Origin of the sequence: Chryseobacterium rhizosphaerae (assembly GCF_003385455.1) — a bacterium.
GTDB lineage: Bacteria > Bacteroidota > Bacteroidia > Flavobacteriales > Weeksellaceae > Chryseobacterium > Chryseobacterium rhizosphaerae.
The window spans coordinates 1-14,771 of sequence record NZ_QNUF01000013.1 but is presented as its reverse complement, the minus strand read 5'-3'; the positions used below and the strand labels follow the sequence as shown (position 1 = coordinate 14,771).

Sequence of the window (14,771 nt, the reverse complement as noted above, 5' to 3'; positions counted from 1 at the left end):
TTGTATGGGGAATTTTCTAAGTGTGAATCCTTTTTTTTAACGAACTTATTTAGATATATAAAAAAATCAAGCGCTCCTGGAAAGAAGCGCTTGAGATATTGATATAATAAGTCTATTATTTTGAATAATTTTCAAAGAACAACGGGATACTTTCAATTCCTTTATAGAAATTAAACAAACCATAATGCTCATTTGGAGAGTGAATAGCGTCAGAATCCAATCCAAAGCCCATTAATACAGACTTAGCTCCCAGAACTTTCTCGAACATCGCTGTGATCGGAATACTTCCCCCACTTCTGTACGGCAGCACTTCTTTACCAAATGCTGTTTCCATAGCCTGTTTAGCTGCTAAAAACTCTTTGGTATCACTTTGTAACACATAAGGCATTCCTCCATGGTGAGGAGTAACTTTAACCTTTACAGTTTCCGGAGCTATTTTTTCAAAATATTTTGTGAATTTTTCGGTAATCTCTTCAGGAGTCTGATAAGGAACCAAACGCATTGAAATTTTAGCAAAAGCTTTTGAAGGAATTACTGTTTTAGCACCTTCTCCTGTATATCCTCCCCAGATTCCATTACAGTCTAATGTAGGACGAATAGAGGCTCTTTCAAGAGTTGTATACCCTTTTTCACCTTCTATACCGCTTAATCCGATTGATTTCTTGAATTCTTCAGGATTGTCTTTCAGCTTGTTCATTTCAGCTCTGTCTGCATCAGATACTACTTCCACATTATCATAGAATCCATCAATTGTAATATGACCGTTTTCATCAATCAGATTAGCAATCATTCTTGAAAGTACATGGATAGGATTGGGAACAGCCCCTCCGTAAAGTCCGGAGTGTAAGTCTCTGTTTGGACCTTCCACTTCTACTTCTACATAGCTTAGCCCTCTTAATCCTGTTGTTACAGTTGGCTGTTCATTGCTATAGATATGGGTATCTGAAATAAGAATACAGTCACACGTCAGTTTTTCCTTATTTTCATTAACGAAATCTCCTAAACTTACAGAACCTACTTCTTCTTCACCTTCTAAAATAAATTTAACGTTACATGGAAGAGTGTTTGTCTTCATCATAGCTTCAAAAGCTTTCAGATGCATAAAGAACTGTCCTTTATCGTCTGCAGCCCCTCTTGCGAAGATAGCTCCATCCGGGTGAAGTTCTGTTTTTTCAATATAAGGTTCGAAAGGTGGTTTTCTCCATAGTTCCAACGGATCTGCCGGCTGCACATCATAATGTCCATACACCAATACTGTTGGTAAATTTTTGTCTATGATTTTTTCACCAAAAACAATAGGGTATCCTTTTGTTTCACATATTTCAACATTGTCAGCCCCTGCATTTTTAAGGTGCGCTGCACATACATCCGCACATTTTAATACATCATTTTTATAAGCCGGATCTGCAGAAATGGAAGGAATTCTCAGTAACTCAAATAATTCATCAACGAAACGTTGTTTGTTTTCGTTAATGTAATTTAATGTCTCTTGCATTGTAAAAATTTATTTTGTTAAAATTAAAAAAAATGCCTCTCAGAGCCAAGTAAAAACACAGGATTTTCCATACGAATTACTTATTCTCCCAACATTCATTTTTTTAATAAAAAATGCCCTGTAGAAACAGGGCACTTGTACGTCTTATACTTATAATTAGTGTTCAGCTTTTGGAGCTTCAGCCGTTTTCGGAGCTTCAGCAGATTTTGCAGCAGCGCTATCTGTTTTTGGAGCTTCAGGTTTTGCAGCAGCTTCTTCCTTGTGCCCTTCAGCAGCAGCCTCATGACCATGAGCTTTTCCACCTTGTGCATCATCAGAATATCTCTCTACTCCTTCTTCAAGTTTTAAAGTACCTTTATTCCCTCCTGCTGATACTTTTTTACAGCTTACAGCTACAGTTGCAATCGCTAAACATATAACTAATTTTCTCATGCTTAAATTTTTGATTGCCCAAAATTAAGAAATCCTGCTTTTTTCGGCAACATTTTTAGACTGATTTTAAAATTATTTTCCCTTTTTTGGATTGTGTAAAAATAAGGTAGTACTCTCCTCCGTCTTTTAAACCATATTTCTTTTTAATTTCATCAGGCTTTAAAGGATGGTTTTTTGAAATAACATTGAACTGCGATTTCTTTTTAATACTTTTAGAATCAATCAGTTCCATCTCTAAAATCCTTCCCGGGAAATTCTCTTTTTTTTCAGATGAAGTATAAATATGGGTATTAGGATGAAGTTTTTTAAGTCCAAATTTTTCTGAGACCAAATTAAAGATTCCTGCTTTTAAAATGGAATTATTGGGGATATAAATAAACTTTTCGGGTTCAGAATATTCTGAACGGGCATTTTCTTCTTCCCGAAACATAAAATTAAAAGGTGATTCTCCACTTTCAAGATTTACACAATAGCATTTGATTTCGTTTACTTTTTCATTTGACAGGAAGATGACAATTTCCTTTACATCATTTTTCAAAGCAACAATATCAATCCTGAAAATATCCGGTACAACAGAAATAAGGTATTTCAGATCAATCAATGGGGAAAGCTTGATAATCACCTGTTTAGAAATAGATAATAACTTTTCCTGAATTTCAAGGATATTGGGAGACAAATCCTCCAAAAGAAAAACTTTATTCTTTTGGTGATCTCTTCTGGCCGGATCTAAATAAATGGTATCAAAATGCTCTTTATTCTCAAGTAAGAAATCCTCCAGTTTTTGATTCACAAAATTTGCTTTCTTCCCTATAACGCTCCAGTTATGTTCCACAACTTCCAGAAGTTCAGTATTTTGTTCCACTAAGGTAATATCATCAAAATTTTTTGACAAATAGTAAGCATCAATTCCAAAACCACTTGTGAGATCAATAAATTTTTCCCCCTTTATAATTTCTGATTTATAAAAAGCTGTTTTTTCGGATGATGACTGCTCTAAATTGAGCTGTGGTGGAAAAATAATCCCTTCTTTTAAGAGAAAAGGAAACTTTTTCTCTGCCACCTGTCTTCCTTTGATCTGCTGTACAATTTCCTGGGCAGAAACTTCAGGAAAAGGAGATTTTTTTAACAGCAATGCATGTAAATCTGTATGCAGATTGGCATTAATATAATGTTGAACTTCTTGATTTAATAGTTTATTTTCCACAAATTTCACAGATGATATCCCATTAATATTTCCGTTTATTTTTCAATTTATTGTATATAGAAAATATAGACTTCGTCCAATCAACACTATATACATTAAAACCTTATACAAAAATTCACAGAATCATTATGTAGTCATCTGTGAAAGTCTGTATAGTTTATGATTAAAAGCAGTTTATTCAAACATTTCTGCCCAACGTACCGCTTTTATTTCTTTTTCGTTGTATAACTCGTCAATGGACTTTTTAACGTCTAATTTGGGATATAAATTAACGCCAATCAGTTTTATTTTTCCTTCTTCCACCCATTGCTGCTCTTTAACAGCATGATCATAGATTTTTTTCTGAACCACACCCTGCTTTAAAAGCTCCAGATAGCCTCCCGCATCTTCTATCTCAACAAAAAGGTCCCAGGCTTTCTCTGCCAGTTGTCTGGTAATATCTTCTATATAATAACTTCCATTGGAAGCATCTTCAAATACATTGATAATACTTTCGTAGGCCAGAACGATTTGTTGTTTAAAAGAAATTTCTTCTGAATTTTCAGTGCTTTTTTCTACAAGGTAATTATTGGTAAAAACAGCATCAGCACCACCAATCATAGCTGAAGCAAGCTCCAGTGTAGAACGGATCAGGTTATTTTCATTATCAGAAACGGCTTTATTTCTTAAAGAGGTTTCTGCAAAAATATAGGGAACTTCATCTAAGCCATACTCTTTGGAAAGCTGATTGAAAACAATTTTAAACGCTCTCAGTTTGGCCATTTCAAAGAAGTAATTTCCTCCTACAGCCAGTCTGAAAATCAGTTTGTTTACAATCTCAGGACCATAGTTTTCTATAAGTTCTTTAGTTTTAGCAAGGGCAATACCAAGCTGCTGGTAGATGGCTGCTCCGGCATTCTGATGCAATGAGATATCAACACAGATGTTTCTTTTAAAATCTTTTGCCAACAGTTCTTTTGCCAGCTGATCATCAATACCTCCATCTTTTTCGTTAAAAACGTCAATCAGGGAAAAGTACTGATCTTCTTCTTTTGGGCTGATATGGCCGGCCAGTTCTTTATTATTAACGAAAATTGTTTTCTCTTCCAGATTTTCTACATTCCGGTCTAATAAAAATGCAAATACTTCGTCTTCCAGACTTTCATGGTAAGAAGCTACCAGATGGGTACTTTCTTCAACTTTAGGTAAGTTTACCAGAGGTTTCTGAACTTCTGTGTAAAACGGTTTTACCTCTATTCCTTCCAGATTTTCCTTTTCTAAAATAGGGTAAATATCCTCTGTTTTAAGTTGTTTTTTGACTAAGTTTTCCCAGTTTGGAAGTATGTTATTTGACATTAGTTTTATGTATTTGTGATGTGAACTGTCAATGGTCAATTTTACCGTGCATGTGAATTTCAATGTAAAGAATTAACATACTCATTGAATTGACTTCATTATTGACTTATCCTATTCAACTTTTATTATTTCTTGGCGACTTTTGCGCTATCAACAACCAAAATGAAGATCTCTTCATTCGGTTTTTTCATAAAATAATTTTCCCGTGCATATTTTTCCTTTTCCGACTTGTTGTTCATCAGTTTTTTATAGAAAGCATCATTCTTTTCGTATTCTTTTTTATAATACTCCAGCTGATCTTCATATTTACTGATCTCACCATTCAGTTCATTAATGACGAGAAATGAGGTTTTATCAAAGAAAACCATCCATACCAAAAACATACAGATTGTAATGGTATATTTATTCAAGATATACTTCTGGATCAGCTTCAATGTTTCAGATTTCGGCTGAATGTCTTTGATAAGGTTGTTTTCTTCCATTTTTAATGTTTTCTCAACGAGTTTTTAATAACAGTAGTTAAAAAATCAATCGCTACGGAATTCTGTTTCATATTTGGGATAATAAGATCGGCATCATTTTTAGATGGCTCGATGAATTCCTGGTGCATTGGTTTCAGGGTAGTCTGGTAACGGTGTAATACTTCACCAAGGTCTCTTCCTCTTTCCTGGGTATCTCTTCTGATCCTTCTGATCAATCTTTCATCAGAGTCTGCATGAACAAATACCTTCAGATCAAATTCTTTCAACAGTTCTTTGTTGGTAAGAACTAAAATTCCTTCTACTACCAATACGTTCTTAGGTTCTACAGTGACATGATCTCCTGTTCTGGAATGCGTTACAAAGCTATAAATGGGCTGTTCAATAGACTCATTATTTTTTAAAGCTTTAACATGTTTTATCAACAGTTCAAAATCTATAGACTTCGGATGGTCATAATTGAGAGCCTCTCTTTCTGTCAGGGTTAGATTTTGGTTATCATGATAATAATTATCCTGAGAGAGGATATTCATTCCCTCAATATCAAGCTGTTGAAGTATTTTATCAACAACTGTAGTTTTGCCGGATCCCGTACCACCAGCAATTCCTATTACAAGCATTCTTTTTTGTTTCTTTATAGTTGGTACAAATATACTATTTTAGATAAAATGTAGCAATGTAAGAATATTGAGAAATTAAAAGATTAAAGGATTAAAAATTGAAAGATTCTCCGGGAAGCCTGCTATCCTTGTCATGCAAAGCTTATTACTCGGGTTCCATCTCCGGATTTAATAAAAAAAACCGGTAAATTCATTACCGGTTTTTTATTATACTATTTCGCTTGTTAATTCTCTTGAAATTAATTTTTCATGCATAGGCTTCAAAATATCCATTGAGCCTGTTTTTACGGTGCATTTGCCCTTGTAATGAACAAGCATCGTGCATTGCTCTGCCTGCTCCAGGGTATGCTTGCATACTTCAATAAGACTGTCTATCACATAATCAAATGTATGAATATCATCATTATGCAGCACCAGTTTATAGACATCATCCGTATCATCCAAAACGAGAACTTCTTCTTCATATTGACGTTTTGGATTTTCATAGTCTTTTATGCTATTATAAAAATTCATTTGTAAGCTGTTTTTTAAACTTCTCCGATTTTATCTGCCAAATTATCTATAGCATTAGGTTCCTGATATACCAATTCCACAAGCTCTACGCTCTTATTGTTCATTTTCAAAATTTTGAAATGGTAATTCTCAAGGTCAAACTCCTGATTCTCTTCAGGAATCTCTGCCAATGCATTAAGGATAAATCCTGCTAATGAATTATACTCGCTTTCCTCAGAAAGAGGCAGCTTTTTAGGAAGGAATTCATTGATTTCATCCAAAGGCTGTGTAGCCTGCACCCAATAGGTATTATCTGCTATTTTATCAACAATTTTTTCTTCGTCATCTTCCTCATCCTGAATTTCACCTACCAGCTCTTCCAGAATATCTTCAAGCGTAATAATCCCTTCTGTTCCTCCGAATTCATCGATAACAATAGCAAGGTGCTGTTTTTTCTGCTGGAAAATCTTCAATAGATCTGAAACTTTTTTACTTTCCACTACGAAAAATGCATCACGCATCAGATCTCTAAGGTCATCATGATCAAGATCTCCTTTTCTTTTAACAAATTCTCTGATAATTTCCTTGGTATAGAAAATTCCGATCACATTATCAATGGAATCTACATATACAGGGATACGAGAATAACCGCTATCCATGATCTTATTGATCATTTCATTAATATCTTCTTCAAAATCAATTGAGGTAATATTCTGTCTTGGAACCATGATCTGCTTGGCAGAATGATCTGTAAAATCAAATGCATTTTTAATGATCTCATAGTTTTCTTCTTCAATCTCTCCACTATCTGCACTTTGTTTTACCAAAAGCTGAAGTTCTTCTGTAGAGTGAATTTCCTGTTCTGAAGCAGGGTGAATTTTAACGAGTCTTAGGAATGTATTTGACATTAAGTTCATCAACCAGATAAACGGTTTAAAAACCGTATAGAAAACCCTCAATGGAACTGCTGTTGCCATTGTTGTAGCTTCTGATTTTCTGATTGCAATTGATTTTGGTATAAGCTCACCGAAAACAATATGCATAATGGTAATTAATACAAAACTGGTCACCACTGAAATTGTGGTAATTGTTGTTTGGGTCAAATCTACATTTAAAGAGTGGAAGATACTTTCAACCACATGATGTAGCGCGCTTTCCCCTACCCATCCTAAAGCCAGGGATGCCAATGTAATACCTAATTGTGTAGCAGAAAGATATTCATCCAGATGCTTGATGATATGCTCTGCCTGCTTTGCCATAGAATTACCTTCTGCGGCTTTTATTTGGATTTGTGAGTAACGAACTTTAACAATTGAAAATTCTGCGGCTACGAAAAAGCCATTTAGTAATACAAGAAATAAGGCCAGCAAAAGCCTGACTATGTCCGAGTCCATCTAGAAGTTGTATAAATTTAATTGACTACAAAGATATACAAAATATAAATAACAAAAAAAAGCATCGATAAGATCGATGCTTAATATTATGTTAAAATAATTCTTTATGAATTTTTCAAAGCTTCTGCTCCTGAAACGATCTCTAGGATTTCGTTTGTAATTGCAGCCTGTCTTGCTTTGTTGTAGAAGATCTTAAGATCATTTCTCAAAGCTTCGGCATTATCTGTAGCTTTGTGCATTGCTGTCATTCTCGCTCCGTGTTCTGAGGCTACTGAATCCAAGATAGCTTTAAAAATCTGAGTTTTAATAGACTTTGGAATCAAATTATCAAGAATTTCAGCTCTGTTAGGTTCAAAGATATAATCTGTTTCTACCTCTCCTTCTGTACTTTCAGGCATTGAGATAGGAAGAACCTTTTCTGTAGTCACTTCCTGAGTAGCGGCATTAACGAATTTGTTGTAAATAACATAAACTTCGTCAAATTTCCCTTCTCTGAAACTGCTCATTACTCCTTCAGTAACATTAGCAACCACATCAAAGTTCAGATTATCATAAACAGAACTTGCATTAGTATATACTGAACGGTTTCTTCTTACAGCATCGTATGCTTTTTTACCTACAGGAAGAACTTCAATCTCATACTGAGAATTGTTCTGAAACTGAAGGTTAAGCTCCTTAACAATAGAAGAATTAAAAGCTCCCGCAAGACCTCTGTTTGAAGTAACAGCGATGAAAAGTATTCTTTTAACCTCTCTTTTCTGAGCATATACAGAAACCTGGTCAGGATCAGAGCTAGAATTTACATTCTGGATAAGTTCCTGTAATTTTTCAGAATATGGTCTTAACATAACGATTGCATCCTGAGCTTTTTTAAGTTTCGCTGCGGAAACCATTTTCATAGCACGGGTAATTTGCATCGTAGATGAAATTGACGTAATTCTGCCTCGTATTTCTTTTAAGTTTGCCATTAATTTGAGTTAGTTGTTGGTTGTCAGTTGTCGGTTGATAATTTTAGAAAATTCTGTAAACTATCAACCAACAACCATCAACTAATTTTAGTTATATTTAGAAGCTAAATCGTTAGCTGCCTGCTTAAGAACGTTTGTAATATCGTTATCGATTTTTCCAGCCTTAATTGCAGCCATTGTATCAGGGTGCTTAGATCTTAGGAATTCGATATATTCAATTTGGAATTCTTTTACTTTTCTAATAGGAACGTTTCTTAATAAGTTCTCAGTTCCTGCATAGATCATAGCAACTTGGCTATCTACAGGAAGTGGAGAATTTACCGGCTGCTTAAGGATCTCAACGTTTCTTTCTCCTTTAGAGATAACTGCTAAAGTAGAAGCATCAAGGTCAGAACCGAATTTAGCAAACGCTTCTAATTCTTTATATTGAGCCTGGTCTAACTTCAATGTACCAGAAACTTTTTTCATTGATTTGATCTGAGCATTACCTCCTACTCTCGATACAGAGATACCTACGTTGATCGCAGGACGAACCCCAGAGTTGAATAGATCAGACTCCAAGAAGATCTGTCCGTCAGTAATAGAGATTACGTTGGTAGGGATATATGCAGAAACGTCACCAGCTTGAGTTTCAATGATTGGAAGGGCAGTTAATGAACCTCCTCCTTTCACGATTGGTCTAAGAGATTCTGGCAAGTCGTTCATTTGCTTAGCGATGTTGTCATCAGCAATTACTTTTGCCGCTCTTTCCAATAGTCTTGAGTGAAGATAGAAAACGTCTCCAGGGTAAGCTTCACGGCCCGGTGGTCTTCTTAAAAGTAGAGAAAGCTCACGGTAAGCAACAGCTTGTTTAGATAAATCATCATAAACGATCAATGCCGGTCTACCTGTGTCTCTGAAGAATTCACCGATAGCAGCACCTGCCATTGCAGAATATACCTGCATAGGAACTGGATCTGATGCGTTAGCAGCAACTACCACAGTATAAGCTAAAGCTCCTTTATCAGCAAGAGTTTTAACAATTTGTGCTACTGTAGATGCTTTCTGTCCGATAGCAACATATATACAATATACTGGATTACCAGCTTCAAAAAATTCTTTTTGGTTGATGATCGTATCGATTGCAACAGTAGTTTTACCTGTCTGTCTGTCACCAATAATAAGCTCTCTTTGTCCTCTTCCTACAGGGATCATAGAGTCGATAGCCACAATACCAGACTGTAAAGGTTCAGTTACCGGCTGTCTGAAGATAACTCCAGGAGCTTTTCTTTCTAATGGCATTTCGTATAACTCTCCAGAAATAGGACCTTTACCATCGATAGGGTTACCAAGAGTATCTACTACTCTACCTAACATTCCTTCTCCTACTTTGATAGAAGAGATTCTGTTTGTTCTTCTTACTGTATCACCTTCTTTTACTAATTTACTTTCACCTAGTAAAGCAACACCTACGTTGTCTTCTTCAAGGTTAAGTACAATACCTTCTACATCACTAGAAAATTTCACCAACTCTCCGTATTGTACGTTTTCTAACCCGTATACACGAGCAATACCATCACCGATGGTTAAAACTGTACCTACTTCCTCAACATTTGATTGAGTATCGAAGTTGGCCAATTGCTGTTTTAAGATCGCAGATACTTCTGCCGGATTTATTTCTGCCATTGTATGGTTGTTTTTCTTAATTTAATTGAAAATCTTTTTTAACTTGGTTCAGTTTAGTCTTTACAGACGCATCTACCTGCTGGTCACCTACTCTTAGAATATATCCCCCAAGAATTTCAGGTTTTACATGTAAGTTGATATCAAAATTTGAATCTGCTTTTACCAGGTTGGTAGATCTTAAAATCTGATCAAGGTTCTCTTTAGAAAGCTGTGTCGCTGTAGTAAGAGTGATTCTCTGTACTCCGTTGATATCTTCTACTTTATTGATGAACTCCTGAGCGATATTTTTCAGTTGATTCTCACGTCCGTGCTTGATCACTAGTCTGATCAGGTTCAGTGAAGAAACTGAAAAATCTTTAAAAATCTGGTCTGCTACCTCTATTTTCTTTTTTGCATCAATGTAAGGAGTAAGGAAGAATTTGTTTAAATCCTGAGATTCAATCATAATCTTCACTACATCTTTCATTTCAGAAAATACAGTAGCCGTTTGGCCTGATTCATTTGTAAAATCAAGCAAACCTTGTGCGTATCTTTTAGCTACTTTAGATGTAAGCATTATTAGTTAAGGTTAGATTTGTTTAAATAATTTTGAACTAATTCGTTTTGAGCTTCGCTGTTGTCTAATTTTTGTTTCAAGATAGACTCGGCAATGTTTACAGATAAAGTACCAATTTGAGTTTTGATATCTGCCATAGCTGCATTTTTCTCAGCGTTGATAGTCTGCTTAGCAGCTTCGATTAATTTATCTCCTTCAGATTTTGCAGCATCTTTAGCTTCTCCCACGATTCTGTCCTTAATTTCTCTAGCTTCTTTAAGGATAGCATCTCTTTCGATCTTAGCTTCACGAATGATTCTTTCGTTGTCTTCTTTTAAGGTCTCCATTTCTTTTCTAGCTAATTTAGCTTGATTAAGAGCGTCAACAATAGAAGTTTCTCTGTCATTGATAGACTTTAAAATAGGCTTCCAAGCGAATTTACCTAACAGAAATAATAATGCTAGAAAAATAACAGACTGGATAATAAATAATCCTGATGAAAACTGATGAATTAATTCCATTATATAAATGTATAAATAATTATTACTTTTTTAAAGAACCATTACCTGTAACCAACCGTTACAGATAATGGTTTGATTTTAATTAGTTTACTGCGAATAGAGCAGCAAACGCAACACCTTCTACAAGGGCAGCTGCGATAAGCATAGCTGTTTGGATTTTTCCAGATTGCTCAGGTTGTCTAGCGATAGCTTCAAGAGCAGCAGCTCCGATTTTACCAAGACCGATACCTACACCTAGTACTACGATACCAGCACCTACAATTTTAGGGATTTCCATAATATATAATTTTAAAAAATTTGTTTAACTATAATTTTAATTTTCAATTAGTGAGCTGCGTGGTGTTCGTGCTCATGCTCGTGCTCCTGTACAGCCATTCCGATAAATAAAGCGGATAACATCGTAAAGATATAAGCTTGTAGGAATGCCACTAATACTTCTAGTAAATAGATCACTAATGTTAAGAATGGGAATGCAACACCTGCTGCAAAATTCTTAAACACATAGATCAGCCCGATCAAACTCATTACTACAATGTGACCTGCAGTCATGTTTGCAAAAAGTCGGATCATCAATGCAAATGGTTTAGTAATAGTTCCTAACAATTCAATAGGAAGCATAATTAATTTCATTGGCACCGGTACTCCTGGCATCCAGAAGATATGTTTCCAGTAATCTTTATTTGCAGAGAATGTTGTGATCAGATAAGTAAGGATAGCCAGGAAGAATGTCATGGTAATATTACCTGTAACATTGATTCCAAAAGGCATCAATCCTAGAACGTTAAGGAAAAGAATAAAAAAGAATACAGTTAATAAGTATCCCATAAATCTTTTATACTTGTGTCCGATATTTGGAATAGCCACTTCGTCTCTTACAAAGATGATTAAAGGCTCTAAAAATCTTGCTGCTCCGGTAGGAACTACAGATTTCTTATAAGACTTAGCCATTCCTGCAAATACTACCAGCATACAGATTGATACTAATAAAAGGATAAGTACACTCTTCGTAATAGAAAGATCCAAAGGTCTTTCGTTAGTAGGGAAACCATCTTCACCAAGTGTTAAAGTTCCCGCTGCATCCGTTTTGAAAATTTTCTCGTGGTGCAGTTTATAATAAGAACCGTCTACCTCAGTAGTTTCACCATGCATGAAACCTTCTTTACTGTTGCTCATAAAAGCGTGGATTCCGTTGTCATAGAAAATAACCGGAAGAGGAAAACCAATGTGGTGACCATCTTTATCAACCATCAATGTAAAATCATGTGCATCTAATAAGTGATGATCGATGAACTCTTTGTTTTCTTTACTTGCTTTGTCTTTTTCTGAAAGCTCTTGGGTAGGAGCTGCCCCAGCAGCAACCTCACCGTGCTGTGCAGACACTAAGTTTAATACAAAAATACTGTAGAATAAAACTGCGAATTTCTTAAACATTGATAGGTTTTTTTCGTTGTGCAAAAATATGATATTTTTTCTATTTTCAATAAATAATTTTACTGTTTTTTATCATGATTAATTAGCTTGATCGCATAGTACGTAAGCAGCGTTGTCAGGACAAAATATGGGATTATAAAATGAAATTTATAGCCTGGGATGACTTCAAAGTTCAGTTTTTTTCTGATTAAGTACATCAAACCGAATTTTAAAAGGATCAATCCGATCACCGATAATCCTAAAAACTCCGGCGCTACTCTGTTAATTAAAATAAGAAGTGTTACCATCATCATAAACATAACACTCAGGAAAAGGTAAAATTTTACGATAATAATTTCGTCCAGATGAAAAACAAATTTCCAAAGAGAAAAATGAATTAGAAATGTCAGAAAGAACAGGACGACAATTAAAATATTAGGATTAGATTTCATTTTATAATTTACTTTCACCTTGTCTTACTATATCAAGTTTTTTTTTAGCTGATCACAAAAATAGACTTTTTCTATCGTATTATAATACGATTTGATATATATCATTTTTTCTCTATATATAATATTACGTGTATAGACTCTTTAGATATGCTAAAAATTCCTTATTTTTGCAAACCTATAATTTACAATACATATGTTTAATAGTTTACAGGATAAATTAGACAAGGCATTACATAATATTTCCGGACGTGGAAAAATTACCGAAATCAATGTAGCGGAGACCGTAAAGGAAATCCGTAGAGCATTGGTAGATGCTGACGTTAACTATAAAGTAGCAAAAGATCTTACTAAGAGAGTTCAGGATAAGGCATTAGGAGAAAATGTACTGACTTCTCTTACTCCGGGACAGTTGATGACCAAAATTGTTCATGATGAATTGGTAGATCTTATGGGAGGTTCTCAGGAAGGAATTAATCTTTCAGGAAAACCTACTGTAATTCTTATTGCCGGTCTTCAGGGATCTGGTAAGACTACATTCTCAGGAAAGCTTGCTAATTATTTACAGACAAAAAGAAATAAAAAACCTTTATTGGTAGCTTGTGACGTTTACCGTCCTGCTGCTATTGATCAGCTGAAAGTATTAGGAGGGCAGATTAATGTTCCTGTTTATACTGAAGAAGGTTCTACTAATCCGTCTACGATCGCTGAAAATGCAATCAATTTTGCAAAAGCCAATAACCACGATGTGGTTATTGTGGATACTGCAGGTCGTTTAGCGATTGATGAGCAGATGATGAACGAGATCAAGTCTGTACATTATTTCATCAAGCCACAGGAAACACTTTTCGTAGTAGACTCTATGACAGGTCAGGATGCTGTAAATACAGCAAAAGCATTCAACGAAGCTTTAAATTTTGACGGAGTGGTGCTTACCAAATTAGATGGTGATACAAGAGGGGGTGCTGCATTAACGATCCGTTCTGTAGTAGAGAAGCCAATCAAATTTATTTCTACAGGAGAAAAAATGGAAGCTTTAGATCTTTTCTACCCTGAAAGGATGGCAGACAGAATTCTGGGAATGGGAGACGTTGTTTCCTTAGTAGAAAGAGCTCAGGAGCAGTTTGACGAAGAGGAAGCTAAGAAACTTCACAAAAAAATTGCTAAAAATGAGTTTGGTTTCGATGACTTCCTTAAGCAAATCAACCAGATCAAGAAGATGGGTAACATGAAGGATTTGATGGGAATGATTCCTGGAGTTGGGAAAGCAATCAAAGATGTAGAAATCAGCGATGATGCATTCAAGCATATTGAGGCTATCATCTACTCTATGACTCCTGACGAAAGAAGAAGACCTTCTATCATTAATACACAAAGAAAGAGCAGAATTGCTAAAGGTGCAGGAAGAAAGATAGAAGATGTGAATCAACTGATGAAACAATTCGATCAGATGGGTAAAATGATGAAGATGATGCAAGGGCCTCAAGGAAAGCAAATGATGCAGATGATGAGCAAAATGCCTAATATGCCTGGAATGGGTGGCATGCTTGGAAAATAATTCAAATAACAATATGCATAAAAAACCTCTCAGAAGAAATTCTGAGAGGTTTTTATTTTATTTAGTGTCTAGTCCTGAAATATCGATACACAAAAAAAGCATCGTTATGGAAGAGCATTTAGAAACCCAGTACGTCAAGCGTACACAGCGAGATTACAATTTGAGTTTAAAGCTTCAAATTGTAAAAGAAATTGAAGCGGGAAAATCAGGAATT

Annotated in this window: 16 protein-coding genes; 1 reads left to right on the top strand and 15 read right to left on the bottom strand. The window is 35.2% G+C overall.

Translation table 11 applies throughout. The features are described 5' to 3' along the window. Positions 1-115: 115 nt before the first annotated feature. The 15 genes from DRF57_RS12490 to DRF57_RS12420 form a co-directional block, all read right to left on the bottom strand. Positions 116-1,495, bottom strand: a complete 1,380-nt coding sequence (locus tag DRF57_RS12490; protein ID WP_047494870.1) for a dipeptidase — start codon at positions 1,493-1,495, stop codon at positions 116-118. Positions 1,496-1,651: 156 nt separating this feature from the next. Continuing rightward, positions 1,652-1,927, bottom strand: a complete 276-nt coding sequence (locus DRF57_RS12485; RefSeq protein WP_047494873.1) for a hypothetical protein — start codon at positions 1,925-1,927, stop codon at positions 1,652-1,654. Between the two features lie 55 nt (positions 1,928-1,982). Next, a complete protein-coding gene (locus DRF57_RS12480) occupies positions 1,983-3,131 on the bottom strand; it encodes a class I SAM-dependent methyltransferase (RefSeq protein ID WP_115918875.1) in 1,149 nt (382 codons plus the stop codon). 174 nt (positions 3,132-3,305) lie between these two features. After that, positions 3,306-4,466 (bottom strand): methylmalonyl-CoA mutase family protein, encoded by a 1,161-nt coding sequence (locus tag DRF57_RS12475; RefSeq protein WP_115918813.1) that lies wholly within the window; start codon positions 4,464-4,466, stop codon positions 3,306-3,308. 125 nt (positions 4,467-4,591) lie between these two features. After that, positions 4,592-4,948: an FtsB family cell division protein gene (locus tag DRF57_RS12470; protein ID WP_047494884.1), complete on the bottom strand. Its 357-nt coding sequence runs from the start codon at positions 4,946-4,948 to the stop codon at positions 4,592-4,594. Between the two features lie 2 nt (positions 4,949-4,950). Continuing rightward, positions 4,951-5,565, bottom strand: a complete 615-nt coding sequence (gene udk / locus DRF57_RS12465; RefSeq protein WP_047494887.1) for a uridine kinase — start codon at positions 5,563-5,565, stop codon at positions 4,951-4,953. 207 nt (positions 5,566-5,772) lie between these two features. Continuing rightward, entirely contained in the window at positions 5,773-6,078 is a 306-nt protein-coding gene (locus DRF57_RS12460; protein WP_052188768.1) for an ATP-dependent Clp protease adaptor ClpS, read from the bottom strand. A 14-nt stretch (positions 6,079-6,092) separates the two neighbouring features. Further along, a complete protein-coding gene (locus tag DRF57_RS12455; protein WP_084083891.1) occupies positions 6,093-7,451 on the bottom strand; it encodes a hemolysin family protein in 1,359 nt (452 codons plus the stop codon). Positions 7,452-7,555: 104 nt separating this feature from the next. Beyond that, on the bottom strand, positions 7,556-8,419 hold the full coding sequence (gene atpG / locus DRF57_RS12450) for an ATP synthase F1 subunit gamma (protein WP_047490908.1): 864 nt from the start codon (positions 8,417-8,419) through the stop codon (positions 7,556-7,558). 87 nt (positions 8,420-8,506) lie between these two features. Next, positions 8,507-10,084, bottom strand: a complete 1,578-nt coding sequence (gene atpA / locus DRF57_RS12445; protein ID WP_047490910.1) for a F0F1 ATP synthase subunit alpha — start codon at positions 10,082-10,084, stop codon at positions 8,507-8,509. Between the two features lie 16 nt (positions 10,085-10,100). Continuing rightward, positions 10,101-10,640, bottom strand: coding sequence for an ATP synthase F1 subunit delta (atpH, locus tag DRF57_RS12440; RefSeq protein WP_047490913.1), 540 nt, complete (start codon positions 10,638-10,640; stop codon positions 10,101-10,103). A gap of 2 nt (positions 10,641-10,642) precedes the next feature. Then, on the bottom strand, positions 10,643-11,140 hold the full coding sequence (locus tag DRF57_RS12435; RefSeq protein WP_047490916.1) for a F0F1 ATP synthase subunit B: 498 nt from the start codon (positions 11,138-11,140) through the stop codon (positions 10,643-10,645). 82 nt (positions 11,141-11,222) lie between these two features. After that, on the bottom strand, positions 11,223-11,417 hold the full coding sequence (atpE, locus tag DRF57_RS12430) for an ATP synthase F0 subunit C (RefSeq protein ID WP_002979108.1): 195 nt from the start codon (positions 11,415-11,417) through the stop codon (positions 11,223-11,225). A gap of 47 nt (positions 11,418-11,464) precedes the next feature. Next, entirely contained in the window at positions 11,465-12,571 is a 1,107-nt protein-coding gene (gene atpB, locus DRF57_RS12425; RefSeq protein WP_084083886.1) for a F0F1 ATP synthase subunit A, read from the bottom strand. Positions 12,572-12,630: 59 nt separating this feature from the next. After that, positions 12,631-13,002, bottom strand: coding sequence for a hypothetical protein (locus DRF57_RS12420; protein WP_115918811.1), 372 nt, complete (start codon positions 13,000-13,002; stop codon positions 12,631-12,633). A gap of 193 nt (positions 13,003-13,195) precedes the next feature. Here DRF57_RS12420 and ffh point away from each other — a divergent pair, with 193 nt between their 5' ends. After that, positions 13,196-14,557: a signal recognition particle protein gene (gene ffh / locus DRF57_RS12415; protein WP_115918809.1), complete on the top strand. Its 1,362-nt coding sequence runs from the start codon at positions 13,196-13,198 to the stop codon at positions 14,555-14,557. The last annotated feature ends 214 nt before the right edge of the window (positions 14,558-14,771 follow it).

Coding starts and splice junctions, on each gene's coding strand:
- DRF57_RS12490 (WP_047494870.1), bottom strand. CDS start 1,495: ATGCAAGAGACATTAAATTACATTAACGAAAACAAACAACGTTTCGTT.
- DRF57_RS12485 (WP_047494873.1), bottom strand. CDS start 1,927: ATGAGAAAATTAGTTATATGTTTAGCGATTGCAACTGTAGCTGTAAGC.
- DRF57_RS12475 (WP_115918813.1), bottom strand. CDS start 4,466: ATGTCAAATAACATACTTCCAAACTGGGAAAACTTAGTCAAAAAACAA.
- DRF57_RS12470 (WP_047494884.1), bottom strand. CDS start 4,948: ATGGAAGAAAACAACCTTATCAAAGACATTCAGCCGAAATCTGAAACA.
- udk (WP_047494887.1), bottom strand. CDS start 5,565: ATGCTTGTAATAGGAATTGCTGGTGGTACGGGATCCGGCAAAACTACA.
- DRF57_RS12460 (WP_052188768.1), bottom strand. CDS start 6,078: ATGAATTTTTATAATAGCATAAAAGACTATGAAAATCCAAAACGTCAA.
- DRF57_RS12455 (WP_084083891.1), bottom strand. CDS start 7,451: ATGGACTCGGACATAGTCAGGCTTTTGCTGGCCTTATTTCTTGTATTA.
- atpG (WP_047490908.1), bottom strand. CDS start 8,419: ATGGCAAACTTAAAAGAAATACGAGGCAGAATTACGTCAATTTCATCT.
- atpA (WP_047490910.1), bottom strand. CDS start 10,084: ATGGCAGAAATAAATCCGGCAGAAGTATCTGCGATCTTAAAACAGCAA.
- atpH (WP_047490913.1), bottom strand. CDS start 10,640: ATGCTTACATCTAAAGTAGCTAAAAGATACGCACAAGGTTTGCTTGAT.
- DRF57_RS12435 (WP_047490916.1), bottom strand. CDS start 11,140: ATGGAATTAATTCATCAGTTTTCATCAGGATTATTTATTATCCAGTCT.
- atpE (WP_002979108.1), bottom strand. CDS start 11,417: ATGGAAATCCCTAAAATTGTAGGTGCTGGTATCGTAGTACTAGGTGTA.
- atpB (WP_084083886.1), bottom strand. CDS start 12,571: ATGTTTAAGAAATTCGCAGTTTTATTCTACAGTATTTTTGTATTAAAC.
- DRF57_RS12420 (WP_115918811.1), bottom strand. CDS start 13,002: ATGAAATCTAATCCTAATATTTTAATTGTCGTCCTGTTCTTTCTGACA.
- ffh (WP_115918809.1), top strand. CDS start 13,196: ATGTTTAATAGTTTACAGGATAAATTAGACAAGGCATTACATAATATT.